This is a genomic window from Sporosarcina sp. 179-K 3D1 HS (assembly GCF_047228905.1).
Classification (GTDB): Bacteria; Bacillota; Bacilli; order Bacillales_A; family Planococcaceae; genus Sporosarcina.
In genome coordinates, this window is sequence record NZ_JBFEGI010000008.1 from 31,813 (window position 1) to 54,120 (window position 22,308).

General features: G+C 45.8%; 21 protein-coding genes. 14 read left to right on the plus strand and 7 right to left on the minus strand.

Annotated features, from left to right (window positions below; genetic code table 11):
* Nucleotides 1-8: 8 nt before the first annotated feature.
* The 6 genes from AB1K83_RS11600 (at nt 9) to AB1K83_RS11625 (ending at nt 6,614) form a co-directional block, all read left to right on the plus strand.
* Nucleotides 9-764 (plus strand): hypothetical protein, encoded by a 756-nt coding sequence (locus tag AB1K83_RS11600; protein ID WP_413058354.1) that lies wholly within the window; start codon nt 9-11, stop codon nt 762-764.
* Nucleotides 765-839: 75 nt separating this feature from the next.
* Entirely contained in the window at nt 840-1,931 is a 1,092-nt protein-coding gene (locus tag AB1K83_RS11605; RefSeq protein ID WP_413058355.1) for a GerAB/ArcD/ProY family transporter, read from the plus strand.
* Between the two features lie 25 nt (nt 1,932-1,956).
* Nucleotides 1,957-3,420, plus strand: a complete 1,464-nt coding sequence (locus tag AB1K83_RS11610) for a spore germination protein (RefSeq protein ID WP_413058356.1) — start codon at nt 1,957-1,959, stop codon at nt 3,418-3,420.
* Nucleotides 3,413-4,561 carry a Ger(x)C family spore germination protein gene (locus AB1K83_RS11615; protein ID WP_413058357.1) on the plus strand — a complete coding sequence of 383 codons (1,149 nt, stop codon included), beginning with the start codon at nt 3,413-3,415 and terminating at the stop codon, nt 4,559-4,561. The genes AB1K83_RS11610 and AB1K83_RS11615 overlap by 8 nt, the downstream gene beginning before the upstream one ends.
* 199 nt (nt 4,562-4,760) lie before the next feature.
* Nucleotides 4,761-6,152 (plus strand): MFS transporter, encoded by a 1,392-nt coding sequence (locus AB1K83_RS11620; protein ID WP_413058358.1) that lies wholly within the window; start codon nt 4,761-4,763, stop codon nt 6,150-6,152.
* 12 nt (nt 6,153-6,164) lie between these two features.
* Nucleotides 6,165-6,614: a DUF3237 domain-containing protein gene (locus tag AB1K83_RS11625; RefSeq protein WP_413058359.1), complete on the plus strand. Its 450-nt coding sequence runs from the start codon at nt 6,165-6,167 to the stop codon at nt 6,612-6,614.
* A gap of 92 nt (nt 6,615-6,706) precedes the next feature.
* Here AB1K83_RS11625 and AB1K83_RS11630 read toward each other — a convergent pair whose 3' ends face one another.
* Both AB1K83_RS11630 and AB1K83_RS11635 read right to left on the minus strand, forming a co-directional pair.
* Entirely contained in the window at nt 6,707-7,591 is an 885-nt protein-coding gene (locus AB1K83_RS11630; RefSeq protein ID WP_413058360.1) for a TIGR01777 family oxidoreductase, read from the minus strand.
* Nucleotides 7,592-7,777: 186 nt separating this feature from the next.
* The gene (locus AB1K83_RS11635) at nt 7,778-7,966 is read right to left on the minus strand and encodes a hypothetical protein (protein ID WP_413058361.1); all 189 of its coding nucleotides are present in this window, start codon (nt 7,964-7,966) and stop codon (nt 7,778-7,780) included.
* A gap of 238 nt (nt 7,967-8,204) precedes the next feature.
* Between AB1K83_RS11635 and AB1K83_RS11640 the strand changes: the two genes are divergently transcribed.
* Both AB1K83_RS11640 and AB1K83_RS11645 read left to right on the plus strand, forming a co-directional pair.
* Nucleotides 8,205-10,742 carry an EAL domain-containing protein gene (locus AB1K83_RS11640; RefSeq protein ID WP_413058362.1) on the plus strand — a complete coding sequence of 846 codons (2,538 nt, stop codon included), beginning with the start codon at nt 8,205-8,207 and terminating at the stop codon, nt 10,740-10,742.
* A 258-nt stretch (nt 10,743-11,000) separates the two neighbouring features.
* Nucleotides 11,001-12,368, plus strand: a complete 1,368-nt coding sequence (locus AB1K83_RS11645; protein ID WP_413058363.1) for a cyclic 2,3-diphosphoglycerate synthase — start codon at nt 11,001-11,003, stop codon at nt 12,366-12,368.
* Between the two features lie 55 nt (nt 12,369-12,423).
* Here the strand turns inward: AB1K83_RS11645 and AB1K83_RS11650 are convergent, their stop codons facing one another.
* Nucleotides 12,424-12,696, minus strand: coding sequence for an amphi-Trp domain-containing protein (locus AB1K83_RS11650; RefSeq protein ID WP_413058364.1), 273 nt, complete (start codon nt 12,694-12,696; stop codon nt 12,424-12,426).
* A gap of 194 nt (nt 12,697-12,890) precedes the next feature.
* Here AB1K83_RS11650 and yfkAB point away from each other — a divergent pair, with 194 nt between their 5' ends.
* Both yfkAB and AB1K83_RS11660 read left to right on the plus strand, forming a co-directional pair.
* Nucleotides 12,891-14,006, plus strand: coding sequence for a radical SAM/CxCxxxxC motif protein YfkAB (yfkAB, locus tag AB1K83_RS11655; protein ID WP_413058365.1), 1,116 nt, complete (start codon nt 12,891-12,893; stop codon nt 14,004-14,006).
* Between the two features lie 216 nt (nt 14,007-14,222).
* Nucleotides 14,223-14,306, plus strand: coding sequence for a putative holin-like toxin (locus AB1K83_RS11660; RefSeq protein ID WP_413058494.1), 84 nt, complete (start codon nt 14,223-14,225; stop codon nt 14,304-14,306).
* A 406-nt stretch (nt 14,307-14,712) separates the two neighbouring features.
* Here the strand turns inward: AB1K83_RS11660 and AB1K83_RS11665 are convergent, their stop codons facing one another.
* Entirely contained in the window at nt 14,713-15,270 is a 558-nt protein-coding gene (locus tag AB1K83_RS11665; protein ID WP_413058366.1) for a YusW family protein, read from the minus strand.
* A gap of 83 nt (nt 15,271-15,353) precedes the next feature.
* A complete protein-coding gene (locus AB1K83_RS11670) occupies nt 15,354-16,445 on the minus strand; it encodes a CotH kinase family protein (RefSeq protein WP_413058367.1) in 1,092 nt (363 codons plus the stop codon).
* A 1,284-nt stretch (nt 16,446-17,729) separates the two neighbouring features.
* On the opposite strand from AB1K83_RS11670, the gene AB1K83_RS11675 reads away from it, so the two are divergent.
* Nucleotides 17,730-18,263, plus strand: coding sequence for a DUF1572 family protein (locus tag AB1K83_RS11675; RefSeq protein ID WP_413058368.1), 534 nt, complete (start codon nt 17,730-17,732; stop codon nt 18,261-18,263).
* Nucleotides 18,264-18,324: 61 nt separating this feature from the next.
* Here AB1K83_RS11675 and AB1K83_RS11680 read toward each other — a convergent pair whose 3' ends face one another.
* Together AB1K83_RS11680 and AB1K83_RS11685 are read right to left on the minus strand one after the other, a co-directional pair.
* Complete coding sequence (locus AB1K83_RS11680; protein WP_413058495.1) at nt 18,325-18,561, minus strand: YkuS family protein; 237 nt, start codon at nt 18,559-18,561, stop codon at nt 18,325-18,327.
* A gap of 194 nt (nt 18,562-18,755) precedes the next feature.
* Nucleotides 18,756-19,805, minus strand: a complete 1,050-nt coding sequence (locus AB1K83_RS11685) for an LLM class flavin-dependent oxidoreductase (protein WP_413058369.1) — start codon at nt 19,803-19,805, stop codon at nt 18,756-18,758.
* A 488-nt stretch (nt 19,806-20,293) separates the two neighbouring features.
* On the opposite strand from AB1K83_RS11685, the gene AB1K83_RS11690 reads away from it, so the two are divergent.
* The 3 genes from AB1K83_RS11690 (at nt 20,294) to essB (ending at nt 22,283) form a co-directional block, all read left to right on the plus strand.
* A complete protein-coding gene (locus AB1K83_RS11690; RefSeq protein ID WP_413058370.1) occupies nt 20,294-20,587 on the plus strand; it encodes a WXG100 family type VII secretion target in 294 nt (97 codons plus the stop codon).
* Between the two features lie 81 nt (nt 20,588-20,668).
* Complete coding sequence (locus AB1K83_RS11695; RefSeq protein WP_413058371.1) at nt 20,669-20,908, plus strand: EsaB/YukD family protein; 240 nt, start codon at nt 20,669-20,671, stop codon at nt 20,906-20,908.
* A gap of 13 nt (nt 20,909-20,921) precedes the next feature.
* The gene (essB, locus tag AB1K83_RS11700; protein WP_413058372.1) at nt 20,922-22,283 is read left to right on the plus strand and encodes a type VII secretion protein EssB; all 1,362 of its coding nucleotides are present in this window, start codon (nt 20,922-20,924) and stop codon (nt 22,281-22,283) included.
* Nucleotides 22,284-22,308 lie beyond the last annotated feature (25 nt).

The window sequence follows — 22,308 nt, forward strand, 5'->3', positions numbered from 1 at the left end:
AGGCGAAAATGGTGGAGGAATTAAAACGCCGGCTCACAAAGGAATTACAAAAAGATGTCCACGTGAAAATCTTGGAGTCGCTGACGTGGAATCTGCCTGTCCGATCCATCGACATTGAATATGAAACGATCAAGAAGTCGAAAATGGATATTTTAATGAAGATGATGTTAATCGCCCTTCAAAAAGGATCGGTTTCGGACACGGAGGAACTGAGCGAACTCCTACTTGTAGAACCGTTGTTCATCAATGATTTAATTGCCAAGATGCAGAGGACGGGCATCCTTGTAAAAAATGGCCCGTTTTTTGCCTTGACGGCAGCCGGAGTGAAACAGCTGGAAACCGGAGTGTTTGAAAATGAGCCGGAGCAGGACACTCGGAATGTCCTGTACAGTCCATCCCATCAGTCATTTTTGGTGGGAGAGTGGAAGGAGCCTTGGGAACAAGCGACCGAAGACTATCGCTATTCCGAAGGGGCTGGTGACTGGAATGTCTCACAATTGGAAGACAGCGAGATGATTGAAGCTCTCCGGAAATTAGAGGTCGAATCGGTGTATGAAAACACCCAAATTGTCGTTTCTGACATTCTCTCGGCTTCAGATATCCAAGTCAGGCGGGTGTCCTGCATAGAATTCCGACTTCGCCATGTTTCGGATGACATTCTCTATGCGCGCGTGTGGAATACGTTGACGGAACAATGGGATGAGCAGCTGGAAGCCGAATTGAACGAAAAGGAACGGAAAAGCTGGCGGGAGCAGTACAAGTGATGGTGCTAGGATTGCTTATAAATGAGGAGGATTATGGCAAGATTGAGTCATATCGAATAGAGTAGGGATTTTTATATGAATCGAGTCGGAACGATCAGTGCCCTTCACGTCATTTTATTATCGATGACCGTCATCGGATTGAAAAACCATGTGACGATCATTCCGTCGCTGTTGAAAGGAGCGGGACGTGATGGGTGGATATCCGTCCTTCTTGCAACGGCGGCTATCGTGCCATGGCTCTTCCTGTTGGTCTTCATTCATAAACGCTCGGAACGGGCGCCGCTAGCGGATTGGCTGCAACAGAAGATAGGAAAGCGGCCATCCACGATTATCCGCTACGCTGTTGCCGTCTATTTCCTCATCATGGCCGTGTTCACGATGGCGGAGACGCTGCAGTGGATCAATTCCACCTTTTTGCCGAATTCCCCGATACCGCTTATGTTGTTGGTGTATACCATCCTTTGTATCTGGCTGGCGACGACCAATTTGCAGACGATCGTGATGGTGAACGCCATCGTCCTATTCTGGGTGATCATTCTTGGTTTCTTTGTGGCGCTTACGAATATCCAAGTGAAAGAGTATGTATTACTGCTACCTATCCTGGAACATGGTCTGTTTCCGGTCGTCTTGTCCATGGTGTATCCACTATCCGGATTCGCCGAGCTTTTGTTACTCTTGTTCATCCAACATCAAGTGAGGGACCGATTCCGTTTTTATCATTTCGCTATCATGCTTTTTATCCTGCTCGGCTTGACCTTGGGCCCTTTGGTCGGCGCCATCACCGAGTTTGGGCCGGATGAAGCGATGAAACAGCGATACCCTGCTTATGAGGAATGGGGCCTTGTGTCAATCGGCCGGTTCGTCGAGCACCTCGACTTCCTATCCATCTACCAATGGCTGACAGGGGCATTCGTCCGGGTCGGGCTCATTTTATACATCGTCATTGATTTACTGAAACTGACGGGAGACCGGAAACGGATCTGGACTATCATCGGGCCAGCCTTCTTTTTCATGAGTGCCTCTTTATTTCTTTTCAGTGACCATCTATTTCTAAAAATAAAAGGCGATTATTTACTCATCGCAACTTTCGTTTTCCTTTTTTCACTTGCTTTCTTCTTATGGATTGTGGCTCTTGCAAAATCGAAATCACCCAGCAGGCAGGGATAAACCACATGGAAAATGGTGAAATGCAATGCAATCGGCTGACAGAAGAATGGACCTCGCATCATTAAGGCAGTTGTTTCAAAAGTCCGCAGATGTCCAGTTCCAAGAATATACGTTCAATGGGCATCAAGTCGTATTCATCACGTGTGATGCCATGATCGACACACAGCTCCTGAATGAAGTCATTGTCCCACGGGTGCAGCTCGTTATCGAAAAGCTCGGAGAGGGAATGGTCCAAGAGGCTGTCGAGACGCAACTACATATCCCGGACCTCAAAAAAGAAACAGATGCGGGATCGATCATCCCTCGCGTCTATACGGGGCATGTGCTGTTGTATTTCGTTGAGGAAGGCCTCCTCTATACGGGCAATATCGCGAAAAAGCCGAACCGGAATCCGGAAGAGACCCGGGTGGAAGTGCCGATCAAAGGGCCACGGGATAATTTTATCGAAGACATTGCTGTCAATATCGCGCTCATCCGTAAACGGCTGCCGACCAATTCATTGTGCGTGGAGAAGTTTGTGCTAGGCAAGCGGTCCCGAACGACGGTGGCTCTCTTGTATTTTGACGATATTGCAAGCAAGGAGATTTTGAATGGCATCCGAAGGAAACTAGAAAGCACGGATACCGATATTATATACAGCGCGGATTTGCTGATGGAAAATGTGAATATCAGTGCCAAGCTCTTCCCGAGGACGGACTATACGGGGCGGCCGGATAATGCGGTGCAGTCCTTGGCAAGGGGGCGCTTCCTCATTTTCGTCGATGGTGTGGCGTATGGCGTCATCCTTCCGGTCAATCTATTCTTGCTCGTCAAAACAAGTGAAGATAATGAATACCCGGTTATCTTCAGCTCGGTCGTCCGGTTGATCCGAATTTTTGGCATGTCAATCGGATTGGTGCTGCCGGCGTTTTGGCTCGCCTTGACGACCTACCATCAGAATCAATTGCCACTCCAACTGTTAGCAACGGTTGTCCAAGCGAATACGGGACTGCCGCTCCCGTCCTCAGTAGAAATGCTGCTCATGCTGCTCATGTTCGAACTGTTCCGTGAAGCGGGACTGCGCCTTCCATCGGCCCTCGGTGGGACAATCGGGGTCGTCGGGGGATTGATCATCGGCGATGCCGCCATCCGGGCTGGAATCACGAGTCCCGCGATGGTCGTCATCATTGCCATTTCGACCATCGCTACATTCACATTGGTTAATCAGGCAGTCGTGACGTCGGTCAGTGTGCTCCGCGTCTGTTTCATCCTGCTGACTTCGTTTTTCGGGCTGTTCGGCCTTCTCATGTCCGTTTACTTCACACTCGTCTACTTGGCGAACATCCGAGTTTTTGGGGTCCCGTATATGAATGTCTCTGCGGATCTGAACTGGAGGACGTTCATCAAAACATTCTTCCGTGCACCGTCTTCTTTCTATAAGAGGCGTCCGGAAATGTTGGATCCTATTGACAAGACTCGCAGCAAAGAGGGGAAGTCGTCGAATGAATAGACGCATCATGCTGCTTCTGTTGTTGCTGTTGCCGGCCCTAACGAGTTGCTGGGATATGAACGAAGCGGAACGGATGTTGTACATCAACGGAATTGGGATTGATTATAAAGACGGCCAGTACGAGTTATATGCACAGATCATCAATTTTGCCAATATCGCGAAATCTGAGCAACCGCCGCCCGATGGAGCGCAGGCGGAAGTGGGCCGCGCTTCGGGTATGACGCTCGATGAAGCTATCTTCAAACTGTACCATTCCGTCGACCAGAAGGTGTATTGGGGTCATTTATCCTACTTGGTCGTATCGGAAGAGGCGATGAAACAGGTCAAAATGAGCCCGGTCATCGATCTGTTCATCCGCTTTAGAGAAACCCGTTATCAAATCTGGGTTTATACCACGCAGGATTCCATCGTGGATTTGCTGTTGGTGCGTCCGGTCGTTAATAAGGCCATCATCCTGTCCAAGCTCGGAGATCCGGAAAACTCATACGAACAGGAGTCGTTTGTCATGCCGCTCGATTTCCGTAAGCTGATTATCGGAATGAATGAGCCGGGTCATGAAGCGCATATTCCCCTCATCACCATCGAAGAGAACTGGACATCCATCAAGGAGACGATCAAAGCACCTGTTCTGACTGGAGTGGGGGTGGTTACCCCGGATGGGTTCAAGGGCTATATCAAAGGGGAAAATGCACGGGGGATCCAGTGGATGTCAAACGAGACGAAAAGGGGAGAAGTAACGATTGAGACGGATGACGGAAATCATATGAATGTCGTCATCGACCAAGTGAAAGTGAAGATCGAGCCGCATATCGAAAACGGCCAAGCCCGCTTTGACATCGATGTCAGTTTGGGTGGAAACATCAGTAACATCGTCGGGGATGTGACGCCCCGGCAAATTAAGGAATGGGTGAGAAAAGAAGTCGAGAAGGAAATCAGAACGACTTTCGAGGAAGCGTTGAAACTGAATTCGGATATCTATGGACTGACGGAACAATTGTATCGGAAGGACGTCAAAGCTTGGAAACGTTTTGAGAAAAAAGGAAGGATCGAACTGACGGCAGACTCGATCCGCAAGTTGGACATCACAGTGGAAAAACTGAAGTCGAACCGGAAAGCATATGAAGAAACGATTGAAAGATAAGATGCCGGGGTGACTGTCACTCATTTGGCCAAGTTTCCGGAAGGGATGACGGAAACTTGGTCTTTTTCGTCAAAATAGACCAAAATGCGACAGTATTTTTCTACATTTCACGGATAACAAAATGGGACGGCTGCCTTTACAATGGATAGATCAACGCAGGAATGTAAGCGTTATCTTTTTCAATGAAGGAGGAATTCCAATGAACTCTGTGAACCCGGTTTCTATCATCGACAAGGCGAAGGTTCATTCGTTTCATGTGATGCTGGCATTTTTGTTGTTTTTGATTATTGTGTTTGATGGCTATGATGTGGTCATTTATGGCGCGGTGGTTCCGTCCCTTATAGCGGAGTGGGGCATTTCGGATGTAATGGCAGGCGCAATCGGCAGTTATACCGTCATGGGAACGGCTATCGGAGCCGTGTTTTTTGGAATCTTGGCGGATAAAATCGGCAGAAAAAAAGTCATCGTGATCTCTACTGTTTTATTCAGTTTATTTACCTTGTTAGCAGGATTCGCAAGTGGGCCGGTAATGTTTACGGTTCTTCGCATTCTCGCCGGACTAGGTCTTGGCGGCGTAATGCCGAATGTCATTGCAACGATGACGGAATATGCACCGAGACGCGTTCGGTCTGCGATGGTATCTCTTGTGTTTACGGGTTACTCAGTCGGCGCATTGATCGCCGCGCTAACGAGCCGTTCCTTGCTTGCGACGGGGGGGTGGGAGCCTATTTTCTGGATCGGAGGCCTCCCGTTACTGTTCCTGCCGATCATTGTAAAACATATTCCGGAATCGGTCGGTTTCTTGCTGGAAAAAGGAAAGGAAGAGGAAGCGAGGGAAGTTTTGACTCGGGTGGAGCCTGCTTTGGCCAATTCGTTCGACTTCGAATTGACCCGCCCGGCGCCACGTTCCGGGGGACTGCCTGTTGTCAAGCTGTTTGAGGACAAGCGTGCCCTAAGCACGGTCATGTTTTGGGTGTCTTGCTTCAGTGCGTTCATGCTCATATATTCCATGAATACATGGCTTCCTAGACTGTTGATGGAATCGGGGTTTGATTTGAACTCCAGCTTGACTTTTACAGCGGTAATGCAGATCGGGGCCATAGTGGGAACGATTGTGTTTGGACGTTTAGTCGATAAGATCGGCTTTAAAAAAGTGCTCATTCCTCTATTTTTCGCCGGAGCACTTGCGTTGGGAATGATTGGTTTCACGAAAACTACTTTGTTGATGTTCGGGTTGATTGCCATCATTGGCGCCGCTTCGGTCGGTGTGCAAAACATTTCCAATGCTTTTGTCTCGCAATATTACCCAGCCCAGATGCGAGCAACAGCCATCGGCAGCACGATGGCTTTTGGGCGAATCGGAGGCATTGCCGCCCCGACCTTCGTTGGATTGCTGCTTATGATGAATTTGCAACCGCAGTTTAACTTTGGCGCAATCGGTCTCGCAGCGTTGGTCGGCGGTATCGCCATGTTGTTCGTCCAGGAAAAGCACGCTGCCTACCAACAGGACGAAGAAGTGGAGGCGGATACGGACACGGAGACTTTAGGAGAACGGAATCTCGTCCCGCTGCAAAATGAGCGGGGTTCCTAAGGAGGGAAATGGATGGACAAGGCACATTCCTTTCAAGTGAAGATAACGGTAGGCACGCCGATTGAAATCGGGCACACGGGGGCTGGAATCCGCAGGGTGATTCCCATTACTGGCGGCACAGTCGAGGACTTGGATGTACGCGGGGAGGTCTTGCCAGGTGGCGCGGATTATCAGTTGATCCGGAACGATGGTGTCACGGAGGTTGTGGCCCATTATGTAATTCGGATGGATGATGGGGAACTGATTTACGTGGTCAATAAAGGGTATCGCCATGGTCCACCCGATATTATGGAAAAATTGAAACTCGGAGAACCGGTGCCTGACGACGCTTATTATTTTAAAACGACCCCTGTATTTGAAACAGCAAGTGAAACATATCAATATTTGAATCGGACGATTTATGTCGGGAACGGAATCAGGCGGCCGACTGAGGTGGAGATTACATTTAGGGAAGCTACGTGATAAAAGTGACGGACTTCGAGCCGTCACTTATTTTGTAGCTGGCATGAATAGCCCTGTTCGGACAACATATCCGAACGGGGCTTCGGTGACAGTTATTTCATCATTTGTCCGAGCACTTTATCAATGGTGTCGTAGGAAAACTGGAATCCCTCTTTCAATAGACGGTCAGGGAGTACCCAACGGCTTTTGAGTATCAATTCCGTTTCGGTACGCATGAAAAAAGCACCCATTTCCAGCATCCATTCGGGAGAGGGAAGGCCGAGTTTCCGGTTCATCGATTTCCGTAGCTGTGCCATGAATTCCCGATTCGTGATCGGGTTAGGAGCGGAACAATTGAAGACCCCATCCAGCCGTTCATTGGCCTGGAGGAATAAAATGATCCGGAACACGTCTTCGATATGGATCCAGCTAAACAATTGGTCACCTGATCCTTGCACGCCACCGAGTCCGAACCGCACTAAATTCCGGTATGGTACCATTACCCCGCCTTCTCCGAGAACGATGGCTAGTCGTAAGGCAACCATTCTCGTTTTCGGTAGCTCAAACGAGAACAACGATTGTTCCCAGGCTTTTGCGACTTCAACGGAAAAGCCTGTTCCGATTTCGCCATCATATTCCGTCATTGGTCTGTCTTCGGCATGCCGATAGATCGTGGCCGTGCTGGAATTGATCCAAAGCGGCGGCGGATTTTCGCAACTGGCCAATGCCTGTCCGAGTATTTCCGTCGTTTCAGTCCGCGAGTCCATGATTTCTCTCCTGTTTTTTGCATTGTATCGACAGTTCACCGATTTTCCTGCCAGATTGATGAGCATCTCTGCGTCTTCCAGTGCTTGGCCAATGCCTTCTCTGTCTGTCCAAGCAAGATGGTGGGGTTGTCTCGAAATAAGGTAGACTTTATACCCCGAATCAGTGAACTTCTTTTCAATATACTGGCCGATAAAACCAGTCCCTCCTGCAATCACGATTTTCTTTTCCATTGGAATTCCCCCGTCTCTAAGATGTTCTTACCTAACAGGACGTCAGGTACTGAAAAAAAGGTGCCAGGCACGGTTGACCTACACAGGTGGAACAGGGATAAGGCGCATGAATTTAATCATGCGCCTACTTTATTTTACGCGTTATCGTGCGATTCATTTAAAAATAATCTCATGCTTTGGTAATGCTCACGAATTTGGCTTCATCTGCTGCAATCCGGCTCGCATGGCGGCGATTGCGCTTGTAATGTTGAGGATCAAAGCTAGCCCCACACAGACCCATTTTAGTGTATCTGGCAAATGGACAGTGAGCGCGACGACAAGCAGCGCACAGCCGATGACGAGCATGAATAAATACCGGTACAGTTTTTTGGACACAAGACGGGCCTCCTATTTCAGTGTTTCTCTAAGTGTAGCATGAAATTGAAGATATGGTCAGGGCAGTGAAAAATTCCTATTTATTTAAACAAAAGTGATTGCTTGTACTTTCACGATTGTTTTGGTGCCTGGCACCCAAAATGGCACCCAAAATGAAAACTGTGGTATAATAATATTAAACTGATTATTAGGAATTGCCATTCATTTACATTCAAATTATAGGGGGGTGCGTGGCAAGTTGCTTACTAATCTCAATAAAAAGAGGAAATTAAAGGCTTACTTGGAGCAGGAAAAGAATTCTTATCCGGAAATCTTCGAGAATTCTCCCGACATCCTGCTATTTGTCATCGACATAAAAGGGGTTATTGTTAATGTCCGTGGAGGAACGACTCAATTAGTCGGTATGGATCCGGAGAAAATTATCGGAAAAAAATATCAAAGCTTTATATACAAGGAAGACTTGAAGAAAGTAGAAAGTTATTTTGCTAACGTCTTGAAGGGGGAAACGCAATATGTGCACTATCGGGTAACGAGTGAAACAGGAGATATCATCCCAATCGATATGACGCTCACCCCCATTCAACTCGCAAATCATGAAGTGATCGGTTTTTACGGATTAACCCATAATATATCCACCGAACAACAATTAAAGCAGGGAATTCAGGAATTAAAGGGGAGACTGAAAACCTTAATACACCATGCCCACGAAATTATAGGGATTTTGGATGCGAAAGGAACCTTCATCTTTGAAAGTCCGTCTATTGAGGCCACGCTAGGTTACAACGTGGAGGAAATCACGGGGCAGAACAGTTTTGACTTAATGCATCCTGAAGACTTGCCGATCATGAAGAGGAACTTTGATGAAATTCTCAATCGACCGAATACCCCGTTTCCTGTGGAGCTTCGCTTGCGTCATAAAAATGGGGAATGGCTACATTTTAGGGTGGTTTGCACGAATTTGCTGAATAATCCAAATGTCAATGGGGTTGTTTGTAACTTCCACGACATAACTGAAATAAAAAAACAAGAACTGGAAATTCAATATATGGCGCATCATGATTATTTAACTGGATTACCTAATCGACGCGCTTTTGAAGAAAGATTGGATCTTGAAATTCGGTTGGCCAATGTGGATACGCGAAAGTTTGCTGTTCTCATTTTCAATTTGGACGGGTTCAAGTTTATAAATGACTCTTTCGGACATGATATTGGCGATCTATTATTAAGGGAAGTTACGAGAAAAGTGACTAGTACCCTTCATGATGATATCGAAATGATGGCAAGAATCGGCGGGGATGAGTTCGCCATTTTAACGACCAGTCTACAAGGAGACGATTCTATTCAAAGAATCGCAAAAACGATATTGCACGTGTTTGACCAATCGTTTGAGGTGAAAGACTATCAGCTATTTCTCACTGCAAGTATCGGCATTAGCATTTATCCCGAATCGGGAGACGACACAGGTTCGCTCATGAAGAACGCAGGCCTTGCCTTGTATCTTGCAGAAAAAGCAGGACATAATTGTTATCAAATCTTTTCACCAACCGCGAACGTCGCGACTTATAAATTATTTTCATTGCGCAATGAGCTTCAGTATGCGTTACACAATGATCAATTCCTTGTCTATTATCAACCGATACTGCATGCGGAGACGAATGAAATTGATGCGGTGGAGGCACTCATCCGTTGGAATCATCCAGTTTGGGGAATTGTGTCACCGAATGAATTTATACCACTTGCCGAAGAGTCGGGGCAAATCATTAAAATCGGCGAATGGGTATTAAAAACAGTTTGTAGAAAGTTACGGTCCTGGCATGACGACGGATATATCGTTAAAGGATCTGTCAATCTATCGATACTCCAATTTTTACAAACGGATTTGATTGACATGATTGCAAGCACTTTGAAAGAAAATGAATTAGATGCAAAATGGCTAACTCTTGAAATCACCGAAACTGCGATGTTGGAACAAAAAGAGAAAGTGTTGACGAAAATAGACGATTTACGTGCGTTGGGAATTACAATTTCACTGGATGATTTTGGAGCAGGATTTGCTTCATTTAAAAACTTAAAAGATATCAAACCGGATATCTTGAAAATAGACGGTTCCCTAGTAAGGGGCATTCCTTCCGACATAGATAGTGTCGAAATTGTATCGTCCATCATTCAACTGGCACATCGACTTTCCATCCAAGTGGTAGCGGAAGGTGTCGAAACAAAAGAACAGCAAGAATTTTTATTGGAACTAGAATGCGAGAGGATGCAGGGATATTTATTTAGCAAACCCGTTTCCGAAGACATTATGGAGAAACTGTTAAAAAGGACAGCACAGACGGAGGTTGACCCAACTCCTGAAATGGAACGAAGGGGTTACTTCAGAATCGATTTCCACTATCCGATGGAAGCGCTAATGACGATTTCGGAAATGAATGGGAAAAAGGTTCAGTTAGGAAATACGAAAGTCTTATTAGAAAATTTGGGGCCAGGTGGCTTACGTTTTCTATCAACGATTACACTTCCTGTGAAATCGGATATGCTCCTAAAGTTTAAAATGACCATAGCTGATAAAGAAATGACCCTATATGGAACGATTATCCATGACTCTGAATATAAAGAGTTGAATCGGTACGGCGTCCAAATCCTTGTTGATGAGCAGGAAAGGGAAGAACTGATCAAACAGTTCAATCAGCTGCAAGTACAGCTTAGAAAGACCCCGCTATTGCCGGGGTGCCACTTCGTGACAGAGAATGTGTTTGCCTACTTCAAGCAGTTATGAATACATCTATGTAAAACATGATTGCCATCATTCCCCCGTTACAAAAAAGAAATCAACCGCCGCAAGTCTCGGTTGATTTCTTTTTTGTTGAAGATGAGCTTATAGCAGAATGGTTTTTTGACAAATGCGTTACATTCTTATGTAATAATTTCCTTAGTTTAGCACTAATCTTCACTCTCAAAAAACTTTTCTTTGTATTATTATACAAAATGATTTATAATAATGAGAGTTATTGAATGGATTAGGAGAGAAGATTCTATGAATAGAAAAAATGTCATTATTATCGGCGCAGCCGGCAGAGATTTCCACAACTTTAATACGTATTATCGAGATAATGAAGCTTTTCAAGTCGTTGCTTTTACGGCAACTCAAATACCGGATATTGACGGACGGAAATATCCAAGTGAATTAGCGGGCGAACTGTATCCGGAAGGTATTCCGATTTATTCACAAGAACAGCTACCTGAGCTGATCAAAGAGCTGGAAGTGGATGAATGCGTCTTTGCTTACAGTGATGTCAGTTATGAAGACGTGATGGGGATCGGTGCGATCGTCAATGCAGCAGGTGCCAATTTCACATTGCTAGGACCAAACAGCACGATGATCAAAAGCAATAAACCTGTCATTTCAGTTTGCGCTGTGCGGACCGGAACAGGAAAAAGCCAAACGTCCCGAAAAATTATTGAAACCTTGCTGGAGCATGATTTAAAAGTTGTTGCCATTCGCCATCCGATGCCTTACGGAGACTTAGTGGCGCAGCGAGTTCAAAGGTTTGCGACAGTGGAGGATTTGAAAGACCATAATTGTACTATTGAAGAAATGGAAGAATACGAGCCACATGTAGCTCGCGGAAATATTGTCTACGCCGGTGTTGATTATGCAGATATTTTAAAAGCCGCTGAAAATGACCCGGATGGTTGTGACGTGATTTTATGGGATGGAGGAAATAATGACTTTTCATTCTACGAGCCTGATTTAGCGATCACTGTCTTGGACCCACATCGCCCTGGCCATGAGTTGAAGTATTATCCAGGCGAGGTGTGCTTGCGTACGACTGACGTAGCAATCATTAACAAAGTGGACAGCGCCGCGGCCGAAGCTGTTCAAATCGTTGAAAATAATATTAAGAAAGCGAATCCGGACAGCATTATTATTAAAGCCGAATCTAAAATTACGGTTGACCAACCGGAACAAATTGAAGGAAAGCGCGTCTTGATCGTGGAAGATGGTCCGACGTTGACGCACGGCGAGATGAAAATGGGAGCAGGCACTGTCGCAGCCGAGCGGTTGGGTGCGAAGGAACTTGTGGATCCTCGTCCATTTGCTGTCGGTTCTTTGCAGGAGACATTCGAGAAATACCAACATATTGGAAATGTACTGCCTGCAATGGGGTATGGCGAACAACAATTGAAAGACTTGGAGGCGACTATCAACCAAGCGGACTGTGATGCCGTGATCATCGGAACACCGATGGATCTATCCCGTGTCATTTCGATCAACAAGCCTTGCACACGTGTACATTATGATTTAGAGGAAGTTGGCAGCCCGGACTTGAACGACATTTTACAAAAATTTATCGAACAGCATCAGCTTGTGAAAAAACAGATTCCAGAAGCTAAAATCTGATAAACAAAACCCACCATTTCGCTTTGAATAGCGTCGTGGTGGGTTTTTGATTAGATTACTCGATTGTCAATGTGGAGCCACGGTCACCCTCGATCCACTCCAGTTCCAATTCGAGCTTCATTTTGTCGTTCCGTTTCTCGAGTTTCACTTCCAGTTCGACATTTGAAGAAGGGGTGATGGCAAAAGGCTGTCCATCGTAAGTCATCGTAAAAGAGCCTTCTTCTTTTAATTTCTGGGCGATGGTGGCAAGAAAGTCAGCAGCTTGAGAAAGCGCCATTTTTTCCTCATGTTCCACGAGCACTTCCGTCTTACGTGTTTCATTTGTCATAAAACATCCCTCCATCCTTTTACCTCTATTATATAGGAACTCAAGCAGAAGTGGGGTGCCTGGCACTCAAACAGTGCGGTTTATTCAAACAAACGTGAATATCTAAACTTTTGCGTTTGTTCGGGTGCCTGTTCCTCGTTTGACAACAGGTGTATAATGAGTGGATGAATCATGAATGAAATGAGTGAGCTGAAATGTTGAAAATGACACCGATAATGGATCCTTGGGAAGCCTATTTGGATATAGAACATCACGGGAAATTGACCTTATCGAGTATCGAATTTACGACTACATATCTATGCAATATGCGATGTGAGCATTGCGCGGTCGGCGATATGCTGGCCCATCAAGATCCGGATGCTTTGCCGCTGGATTTGCTGATCTCCCGTCTGGAGGAAGTGCCGCATTTGCGAACGATGAGCATTACGGGTGGGGAGCCGATGTTCTCCAAGAAATCAGTGCAGAATTATGTGCTGCCTTTACTGGAATATGCCCATAAGCGGGGCGTGAAGACGCAACTGAATTCCAATTTGACGATGCCGCTCGATCGCTATATGGCAATCGCCCCATATTTGGACGTTCTGCATATTTCCCATAACTGGGGCACCGTCAATGATTTTGTCGAGGGCGGATTCGCCAATATGGAGCGCAAGCCGCCTGTAGACAAGCGCGCAGAGCAGTTCCAGCGCATGATTGACAACAGCCGCGCGCTTGCAGAAGCGGGTGTGCTCGTGTCTGCGGAGACGATGTTGAATAAACGGACAGCGCCGTATTTGGAGAAAATCCATAAGCAAGTGGTGGAGGAAATGAAATGCGCAAGGCATGAAATTCACCCAATGTATCCAGTCGCGTTCGCTTCTAATTTGGAAGTTTTGTCATTGGAAGAAACGCGCACGGCGATCCATCATTTGTTGGATATTCGGGATGAATCGATCTGGATGCTGTTTGGGACATTACCTTTTTACGCTTGCAGTGACAAGAGGGAAGACCTTGAACTGTTAGCGCGTCTCTATGACAGCAAAAACGTTTCGCTACGCAATGATCCGGACGGCCGCTCCCGTTTGAATGTTAATATTTTCACAGGGGATGTCATCGTCACAGACTTCGGCGATACGCCGCCGATGGGGAATATCCAGCAGGATGCGCTCCCGGTCATGCTCGATCGCTGGCTGGAACGGCCGTTGGCACAATCCATCAGCTGTCATTGTCCGGCCGTCCGTTGCCTTGGTCCGAATTTATTGGTCAAAGATGCGTATTACCGGGAAGAGGATTTCATGGGCAAGCAGGCCCGAATTGAACGTGTCCGGTAAGAAGAGTCAACTGAAAAGATAATATCAATAGAGGAACCGGCAGGGAATAGTCCAGTCCGTTCCTCTATTTGCAGGACTTAAGATAGAGGTTTCAGTGCAGAACATTCAGGAGATAAGGGTAATAAAAATACGAACATATGTGTGGTATACTGATAGAGTAATAGAATAGGTTGCTCGAGGGTGGTTGGCCATTTCCCGTTGAAGGGAGGTGGTTGTATGACAGTATTTGAGGCGTTCATGCTTCTGTTTACGTTCGGAGCGTTGCTTGTTTCCGTATTGTCATTTCACCATAAAAAATAATCCATCCTTGAGTTAACGGCTCAGTAGGATGGATTATTTCCGCTTGCTGCCGATCCCCTTGACGGGAACCTGCTATTGCATGGCCGTTCAATGCGACACCATTGGACGGTCATTTTATTTTATTCAAACGCTACTCCTAGTATACCTTGTGTCCCGTCCATTTTCAATTGAAAGTGGGGAGCTGTTGGTTTGCTTTGAACCTCACATAATTTGCGCTGCATTTTAATACATTGAATAAATGAGATAGCGAGAGGATGAGTACTTGAAGCGTTGGTTCCTTTACACAGTTACCGTCTTCGTCGGCATGATTTTGGGCATTTTAATGACTATTCTTATGGAGTTATAGAAACAATCATTTATTGAAACAATCGTGTTTGTTTGGACAAACACGATTGTTTCAGGAACCTTATCGAATATCTTTGAATTCAATTTTTGTCCCGTCTTTGAACCTGATTTCCAGATCGAATTTAACATAGTCGGTTGGTAAATTAAAAATGGAAAGTGTATCGGTGATGGCTTGTTCCTTGTCGGTCTGCTGTGTAATCGTCAATTGTTTTACCAGCGGGAACAACTCATTGAACGCACCAATCCCTTCTTTCTCAACACCATTCAAGGAGTCTTCCATTCCTGCTTTAATGGAGCCGTCCTTTTTCTTTTCGAGTTCAACCTCGTATTCCATATGATCCGCATACTCGACTTCCAGTTCAAATTCCACGTACTGCAGTTCCTCCATCTTTTGCTGCATCTCTTCTTGATCGGAAGCTTCTGTCTGTACCTGGGTTTCATTCACGGATTGAGCTGCCGGCTGTTGGGTGGCATCATTAGCTTGAGCTGATTCTTCCTGTGACTGTTCCACTCCGGATTGGTTTTCTTCCACAGTAGGTGCTTGATCCTTGTCATCTGCACAAGCCATTAATAAAAAGGAGCAGGCCACTACAGAAGACCATTTGCTTAGTTTTTTCATCAAAAAACCTCCTTCTATTCTTGCATACCCGGTTATTAGTAATTTAATGTACGGCACTATTTTGTTTGAAACCAAAAACAGCCTTAATCAAGAAGGTTTAATTTACTTGTAATATAAGCTGCCCGTGCTTCGATGAAGCGGTATATATACTCGGGTTCTTGGTCAAAGAAATCGATGCTCTCTCTTTTGTAAGGATCCATTAATAGATAGGGCCGAATGAACCGATACATACTTTCTATTTTTGGTTGTAGATAGGCCAAAGTGAACTGATTGTGCAAAATTTCTTCCAGGAGTTTTTTATATTGACGGCGATAGGTTTGACAATCGAGGATTCTGGCTGTCAGCGTATTGAACCCTTCCATTCGTAAATAATCACTTCGCATTTCCTCTCCGTTTACGTCCCTGCCCCAAGTCGCATCATAGTCCCAAGGAATGATTTCGTATTGTCCCGTTTCGCGGTTTTGATACAGTGCATAATTATGGACAAATCCGTCGAAGTTTTGCGTGAGGACCACCCCAGCAAGCCAGCGTAAGTATTTATCTACATTCATATATTGTACAATTTCCTTTTCGAAGTCCTCCCTTGGAATCGTATTGATTTGCATAATCATTTTTTGTAAATGAAATTCGTCTTCTATTACCCCGCTTTTTTGTTCATATCCAACGGAAAGTGATTTCTTCACTTCTTTATCCAAATCACTCATTAATGAAAAATTAGCATCTCCGTCAACCGCATAAAAAATAGGACCTAGTGGCAACTTTCGATTAGTCAGGAAATGATCATCAACTGATTCTAATTCCAAATAAACCCCTTCGTTTTTTCCATTCAGTTTTAAAAAGATAAACCGTGCCTGGGGTGCCAAACAACCGATATCATGGAAGAAATCAAATGACAGTTTATTTCGTATTAATGAGGGATCTTTGAATTCCGCATTTAAATGAAATACCTTCGCATTTCGATACATGGGTGGTTTGTAGAAGGATACAGTAAATGATTTCTTCGGAAAATCCCGAATGTGAGAGCCGCGATAGGCAAGATCGACTTCAAACTTTTTCCCGTCTATTGTAAGTTTCGCCGAAACAGGATCATCATTCCAAATATCACTACGAAGTTCTTTAACGTCTTTTGGATGAATAAAAAGTCGATATTCAGGCAGTTTCTTCCCAATCTCCATGATATGACCACTCCTTTGTCCATTACTCTATTTCTATGAATGGCAGCAAAGGAAGTTTACATAACAATATTCGGTATGGATTGTGCTCTTCACTCTACTCCTATCCTTCTAGCGACGTACCTTAAGATGAGGGAAATAAAGTAACAATGCGGAGCCATTCACTACTAATACTTTCTCTCAGTAAAAGGAGAGGAGGGATACTCATGTCATTATTTTTTCAGGATGAAATTAGCAGAGCGGTAGAAAAGGCGAATCATTTAGGGCTGAAAGATTTTATGTTCCAAGACACTCGCAGCAACAGAAGAGTCACGAGTAGAAAACGGAGAACTACAGACAGAGTCCTAGCGACGTTCCGTAACCGCAAACGCACAAGCCGTGTTCGCCGAACCACATCGCATGGATGCTGCGGAGACAGAATTCGTTTTACGTCACGCAATCGCCGTCGCACGGACCGAGTTCGAGGGATAACGAACAAACGCCGTCGGACAGACCGGGTTCGAGGGACGACACGCAAACGCCATCGCACGGACCGAGTTCTAGGGACGACACGCAATAGCTGTCGCACGGACCAAGTTCGAGGGATAACGAACAAACACCGTCGGACAGACCGGGTTCGAGGGACGACACGCAATCGCTGTCGCACGGACCGAGTTCGAGGGATAACGAACAAACGCCGTCGGACAGACCGAGTTCGAGGGACGACACGCAATCGCCATCGCACGGACCGAGTTCGGGGGACGACGCGCAATCGCTGTCGCACGGACCGAGTTCGAGGGACGACACGCAATCGCCATCGCACGGACCGAGTTCGGGGGACGACGCACAAACGCCGTCGGACAGACCGGGTTCGAGGGACGACACGCAAACGCCACCGCACGGACCGAGTTCGAAGGACGACGCACAATCGTCGTCGCACAGACCGAGTTCGAGGGACAACGCGCACTCGCCGTCGTACGGATCAATTCCGAAAGACGACACGCAATCGCCGTCGTACGGACCATGTTCGAGGGACGTCACGAAACCGCAGAAAAGATGCTTTTGGCTCGAATCAGCGACCGAATTGCAGAAACAGGGCAACCTGTCGGAATCGGTGGTACTAAAATATTGACCATTTAAATGGTCGATCAAGCGGGAAGTAACTGTCACACCTTTTTAAAGGGGAGACGGTTACTTCCTTTTTTCATTACAGGTGACGTGTTAAACTTTTAAACAATCTATATAATGAATAGAAAGATATGTTCTGTTTGTGAATAGAAACGGAGCAAAAGGAGGGAGTTTACCATCATGTCAGTAGAAACTGAATACTTACGAGTCATGCAGGAGCGTTTTGCAATTTTGAAAGAACAGGGAGAGAAGACGTTCGCCCAATTGGAAGAGGAGGATTTTCATTGGACCTTACATCATGCTTCCAACAGCATTGCAATCATCATCCAGCATATGAGCGGAAATATGATTTCCCGATGGACAGACTTCCTGACGTCCGACGGGGAAAAGTCGGACCGGAACCGGGAAGGGGAATTTCTGGACCATCGTCTGTCCCGTGAAGAATTAATGGTGCGATGGGACCGTGGTTGGAAAACTTTTTTCGAAACGGTGAGAAGTCTAGGTCCGAAAGATTTATTGAAGCCGGTTCGCATTCGCGGGGAACAACATTCAGTACTGGATGCAATTGAAAGGCAGCTCGCACATTATGCCACGCATATCGGGCAGATCCTGTTCATCGGGAAGCAGATCAAAGGTGACGATTGGAAAAGCTTAAGCATCCCAAAAGGAGAATCAGCGGCCTATTTGAAGCGGATGCAGGAAGAAAATAAGTAATACTACCCTAAAAAAACAGAATCTAGGCGATTGCCGTAGATTCTGTTTTTTCCTACTCGACTCATTGCAGAAGGTTTACCTTTTCTTCTACCGCCTGCATGACATCATCAATGGATCTGCCTTTCATCGTGATGACCGGAAAATTGAACTCATGGGTATTCCCTTCGTTAATGGCGCGCACGATTCCAAGGTCATACCCAGTCACCTCTTCGTCCGTACTAAACATCTTCACTTCATATCCTTTTGCTTGCAGTGCGGCCATGACGTCTTCATATGGCTGTTCAACAGCGATTTTCACCAAGTGACGTTTCCTCCCTTCATTGAAAAATTCAAGTTCCCAACATAAAGTTCCCTGTATTTTGGGTTTTATGAATAAAATCATCAAATAACCTGAAGTGATTCTAATAGATCGTTCAATTTTTCCTACTTTTCTATGAAAACAAAGGGCTCCCATAAAGAACGGCCCCCGAACAATTCGAAGGGCTGTTTCATTTATAACTCCGCTTCCCACTCGGCAACTTGTTCCCGAACTTTGGGAGCCACTTCCGTCCCGAGCAGCCTAATGGCGTTTAACACGTCCTCATGCGGCATGGATCCAAGCGGCGTATGGAGTAGAAATCTCGTTATGCCGACGTTTTTCCGGAGATGAATGATTTTCTCAGCTACGGTATCGGAATCACCGACGTAGAGTGCGCCCTCCAAGCTGCGGGCGGCATCGAATGCAGCCCGATCATAATGGCCCCAACCACGCTCCCTGCCTATGACGTTCATCGCATATTGGGTGGAGGGGAAAAACTTGTCTCCCGCCACAACGTCGGTTTCCGCCACAAATCCGTGGGAATGGGAAGCGATCGGCAATTTCGACACATCATGCCCTGCACGTGCTGCCGCTTGTTTATATAACTTGACAAGCGGAGCGAATTGCAGAGGACGGCCACCTATAATGGCCAACACAAGGGGCAGCCCCAATTGTCCCGCTCGAACGACCGATTGAGGCGTGCCGCCACTTCCTATCCAAATCGGCAACGGTGTCTGAACGGGCCGCGGATACACACCACGGTTTGGAATGGAAGGTCGGTGTTTACCTGTCCAATTCACAATTTCTTCCGACTGCAGTTTTAATAATAAATCGAGCTTCTCGTCAAACAGTTCATTATAATCCTGCAAATCATAGCCAAATAGCGGAAACGATTCAATGAACGATCCACGCCCCGCCATAATTTCCGCACGCCCTTCTGAAATACCGTCTAAAGTCGCAAAGTCTTGAAATACTCGGACGGGATCTGCCGAAGAAAGGACTGTCACCGCACTAGTCAGACGGATCCGCTTTGTACGGGATGCCGCAGCTGCCAAGATGACTGCCGGGGAAGACGCGGCATAATCCTTCCGGTGATGTTCTCCCACACCAAATACATCCAATCCGACCTCATCCGCTAGGACGATTTCCTCTACCACTTCACGTATCCGTTCTGCATGACTAATCGTTTGCCCAGTTTTCGTATCAGGCGTCGTTTCTACAAAGGTACTAATGCCAATCTCCATTTTCCGAACCTCCTGTAACTTACCTATCATTTATTTTTATAGAATCCATACTATCCGCATTTCTGCACTGTAGCCGATTGTAACATTCTTTTCCCATAATCGTCCTGAATTGCAGTCTCCAGTCGAGGTTGCAAATAGCATATCCAATTTCTTCAAAATAAAAGTCGATAAATGAATCGAAAGAGCCAAAATCCTAGCATCTTAGGTTTTTTCTATAATTTAATGCTTATTTTTCGCCTGGGACTCATTGTCAGTACCCTCCTTTTTTGATCGATGCAAGGTAAGGATGACTAAAACCTCGGTAACCTTATACCTATCTATTTTATCTTGATTTTTTACTTCTTTTGACAACGAAAATGTCGGTATGCTATTCATTACATGTAGAACCTTTTTCATAGTTTCAGATTTTTTCGGAAATATCTGTAGCGAAGGTTGATCCTTCCAAGCAGTTATTTTATAAAAACATTAATGAAATGGAGAGATGAAGCATGTCAGGAATCATTCGCGTTACACCGGCAGAGCTCACAGCAATGGCCAATCGTTATAATCATGAATCAGGAGAAGTCGCATCACAAATCGGTCGTCTCGATGGCATGATCGGTGAATTGCAATCTGTTTGGGAAGGGGCTTCCAGTGTCGCCTTCGCGGAGCAATATGAACGCCTCAAGCCGCATTTCAATGAAATGAGAGAGCTGTTAAGTGAAATCGGACTTCAGTTGAACCGTGCGGGTGAAGCATTGCAAGATGCGGATCAGCAAGTAGCAAGTCAAATTCGCGGCTGAATTCAATCCATAGGTTTCGTATTCAGAAGCGTCTTTCTTTCCTAGTGGAAGGCGCTTCTTTCCTTGGAGGAGGGTGCCACCATGTACATAGAAGTCACCATTGACCTGACCCATTATGATGCTGAAGAATTTGACTTGAGGCTATCCAATTTCCATTCGATTAAGAAAATGATCGATATTGCATGGCAAGCGCGATCGATTTCTGAAAGACAACGGGAAGGGCATTGGATCCGGGTCGTCAATAAAAACACCATATTTCCGGGATATCTCACGTTAGCTGAATGCGGCATCACGACCGGAGACCGGCTAGAAATTATTTAAAGGGGAAATCGAGATGTCCAAAAAGATCAGTTCCTATTTTGAAAGTATAGTAGATACCGAATTTCTTCGAGAAGACAACCAAATTATAATGGCTTTTCAAAGAGAAAGGATCGGCTTGAAAAATCAGGCCGTGGTCGAATTTCTCCGAGAAGTGGATTCTGACATCCCAAAAGTCATTCGGACGACTGAGGATGAATTGATCATCACGGCAACCATTCCACCGACCTTCCGTACATTCGATACTCTTCGGAAGGAAGATATGAAAACAAGATGGATCTTTGCCCACCAACTCATTGAGAAGGCGGAAGGCCATCCCCATGATCGCCTGACGCTAGTTGTCTGTCCGGACAACATCGTGTATAACACGGGAATGAAGCCGTTTTTCATCCATTACGGGGTGATGGACGGATTGCCGCCTTCCGAAAAAGATCCCGATCGGGTCTGGCTGGAGACGAAAGCTTCCGTGGCATCTGCCATAGATGGGTCCAAAACGTTTGATGAGTATATTAAATATGCAGACGCCTTGAATTTGAGTGAAACAGAATCTGCAATTCTTTCCGCAACCAATCCCCATGAATTAAAAACGTATTGCAAAGAGCAGATCGAATCGCTTGAGCAACAAGAGAAACTTTACGTACAGATACCGAAGAAGAAATGGAAGACTTGGAAAATTACTGCATTCGCCCTCGGTGTTTTATTAACACCCGCACTTATATTCCTGTTTCATTATTTTATTTACGAAAAACCGACGAATGAAGCATATTTGTCCAGTCATCAGCAATTCTTAAGTCATCGTTACAGTGAAGTTGTAACCATCCTGGAACCACAGAGCGTGAAAAAGATGCCATATGTCGTGTTATATGAAGCGGCTTATTCGTACGTGACAAACGAGCGATTGGATGAAGAGCAGAAACGGAATGTGCTGTCTAATATCACGCTCCAAACCGATGCGGATTATTTGAAATATTGGATCCATATTGGGCGGGCCGATGCAGAACAGGCGGTCGATTTGGCAAGGTCGATGGAGGACGGCGAATTGATTGTGTACGGCTTATTGAAAAGGCGCGAAGAGATCTTGGCGGAGAAAGAGTTGACAGGTGAGGAAAAACAACGGCTGTTAGAGGAGATCGATCGCGAGGTCGAAGAATATGAGAAGTTGATGGAACAAGAAGCCGAATCGCAACAACAATTGGAAACGGAACAGAACAAGCCTTCCGTGGATGAAAAGCCAGAAGTGACACAGCCGGCAAAAGAGGATCCACCGAGCAAGGCACCAACGCCAGCAGATGAAAAGCCGAGCGAGGACAAGACGAAGCCTGCTGAAGAAAAAACGGCTCCTGTGAAAGAAAAAGAAGCAACACCCCCAAAAGAATAACTAAACATAGAAACACCGGAATCGG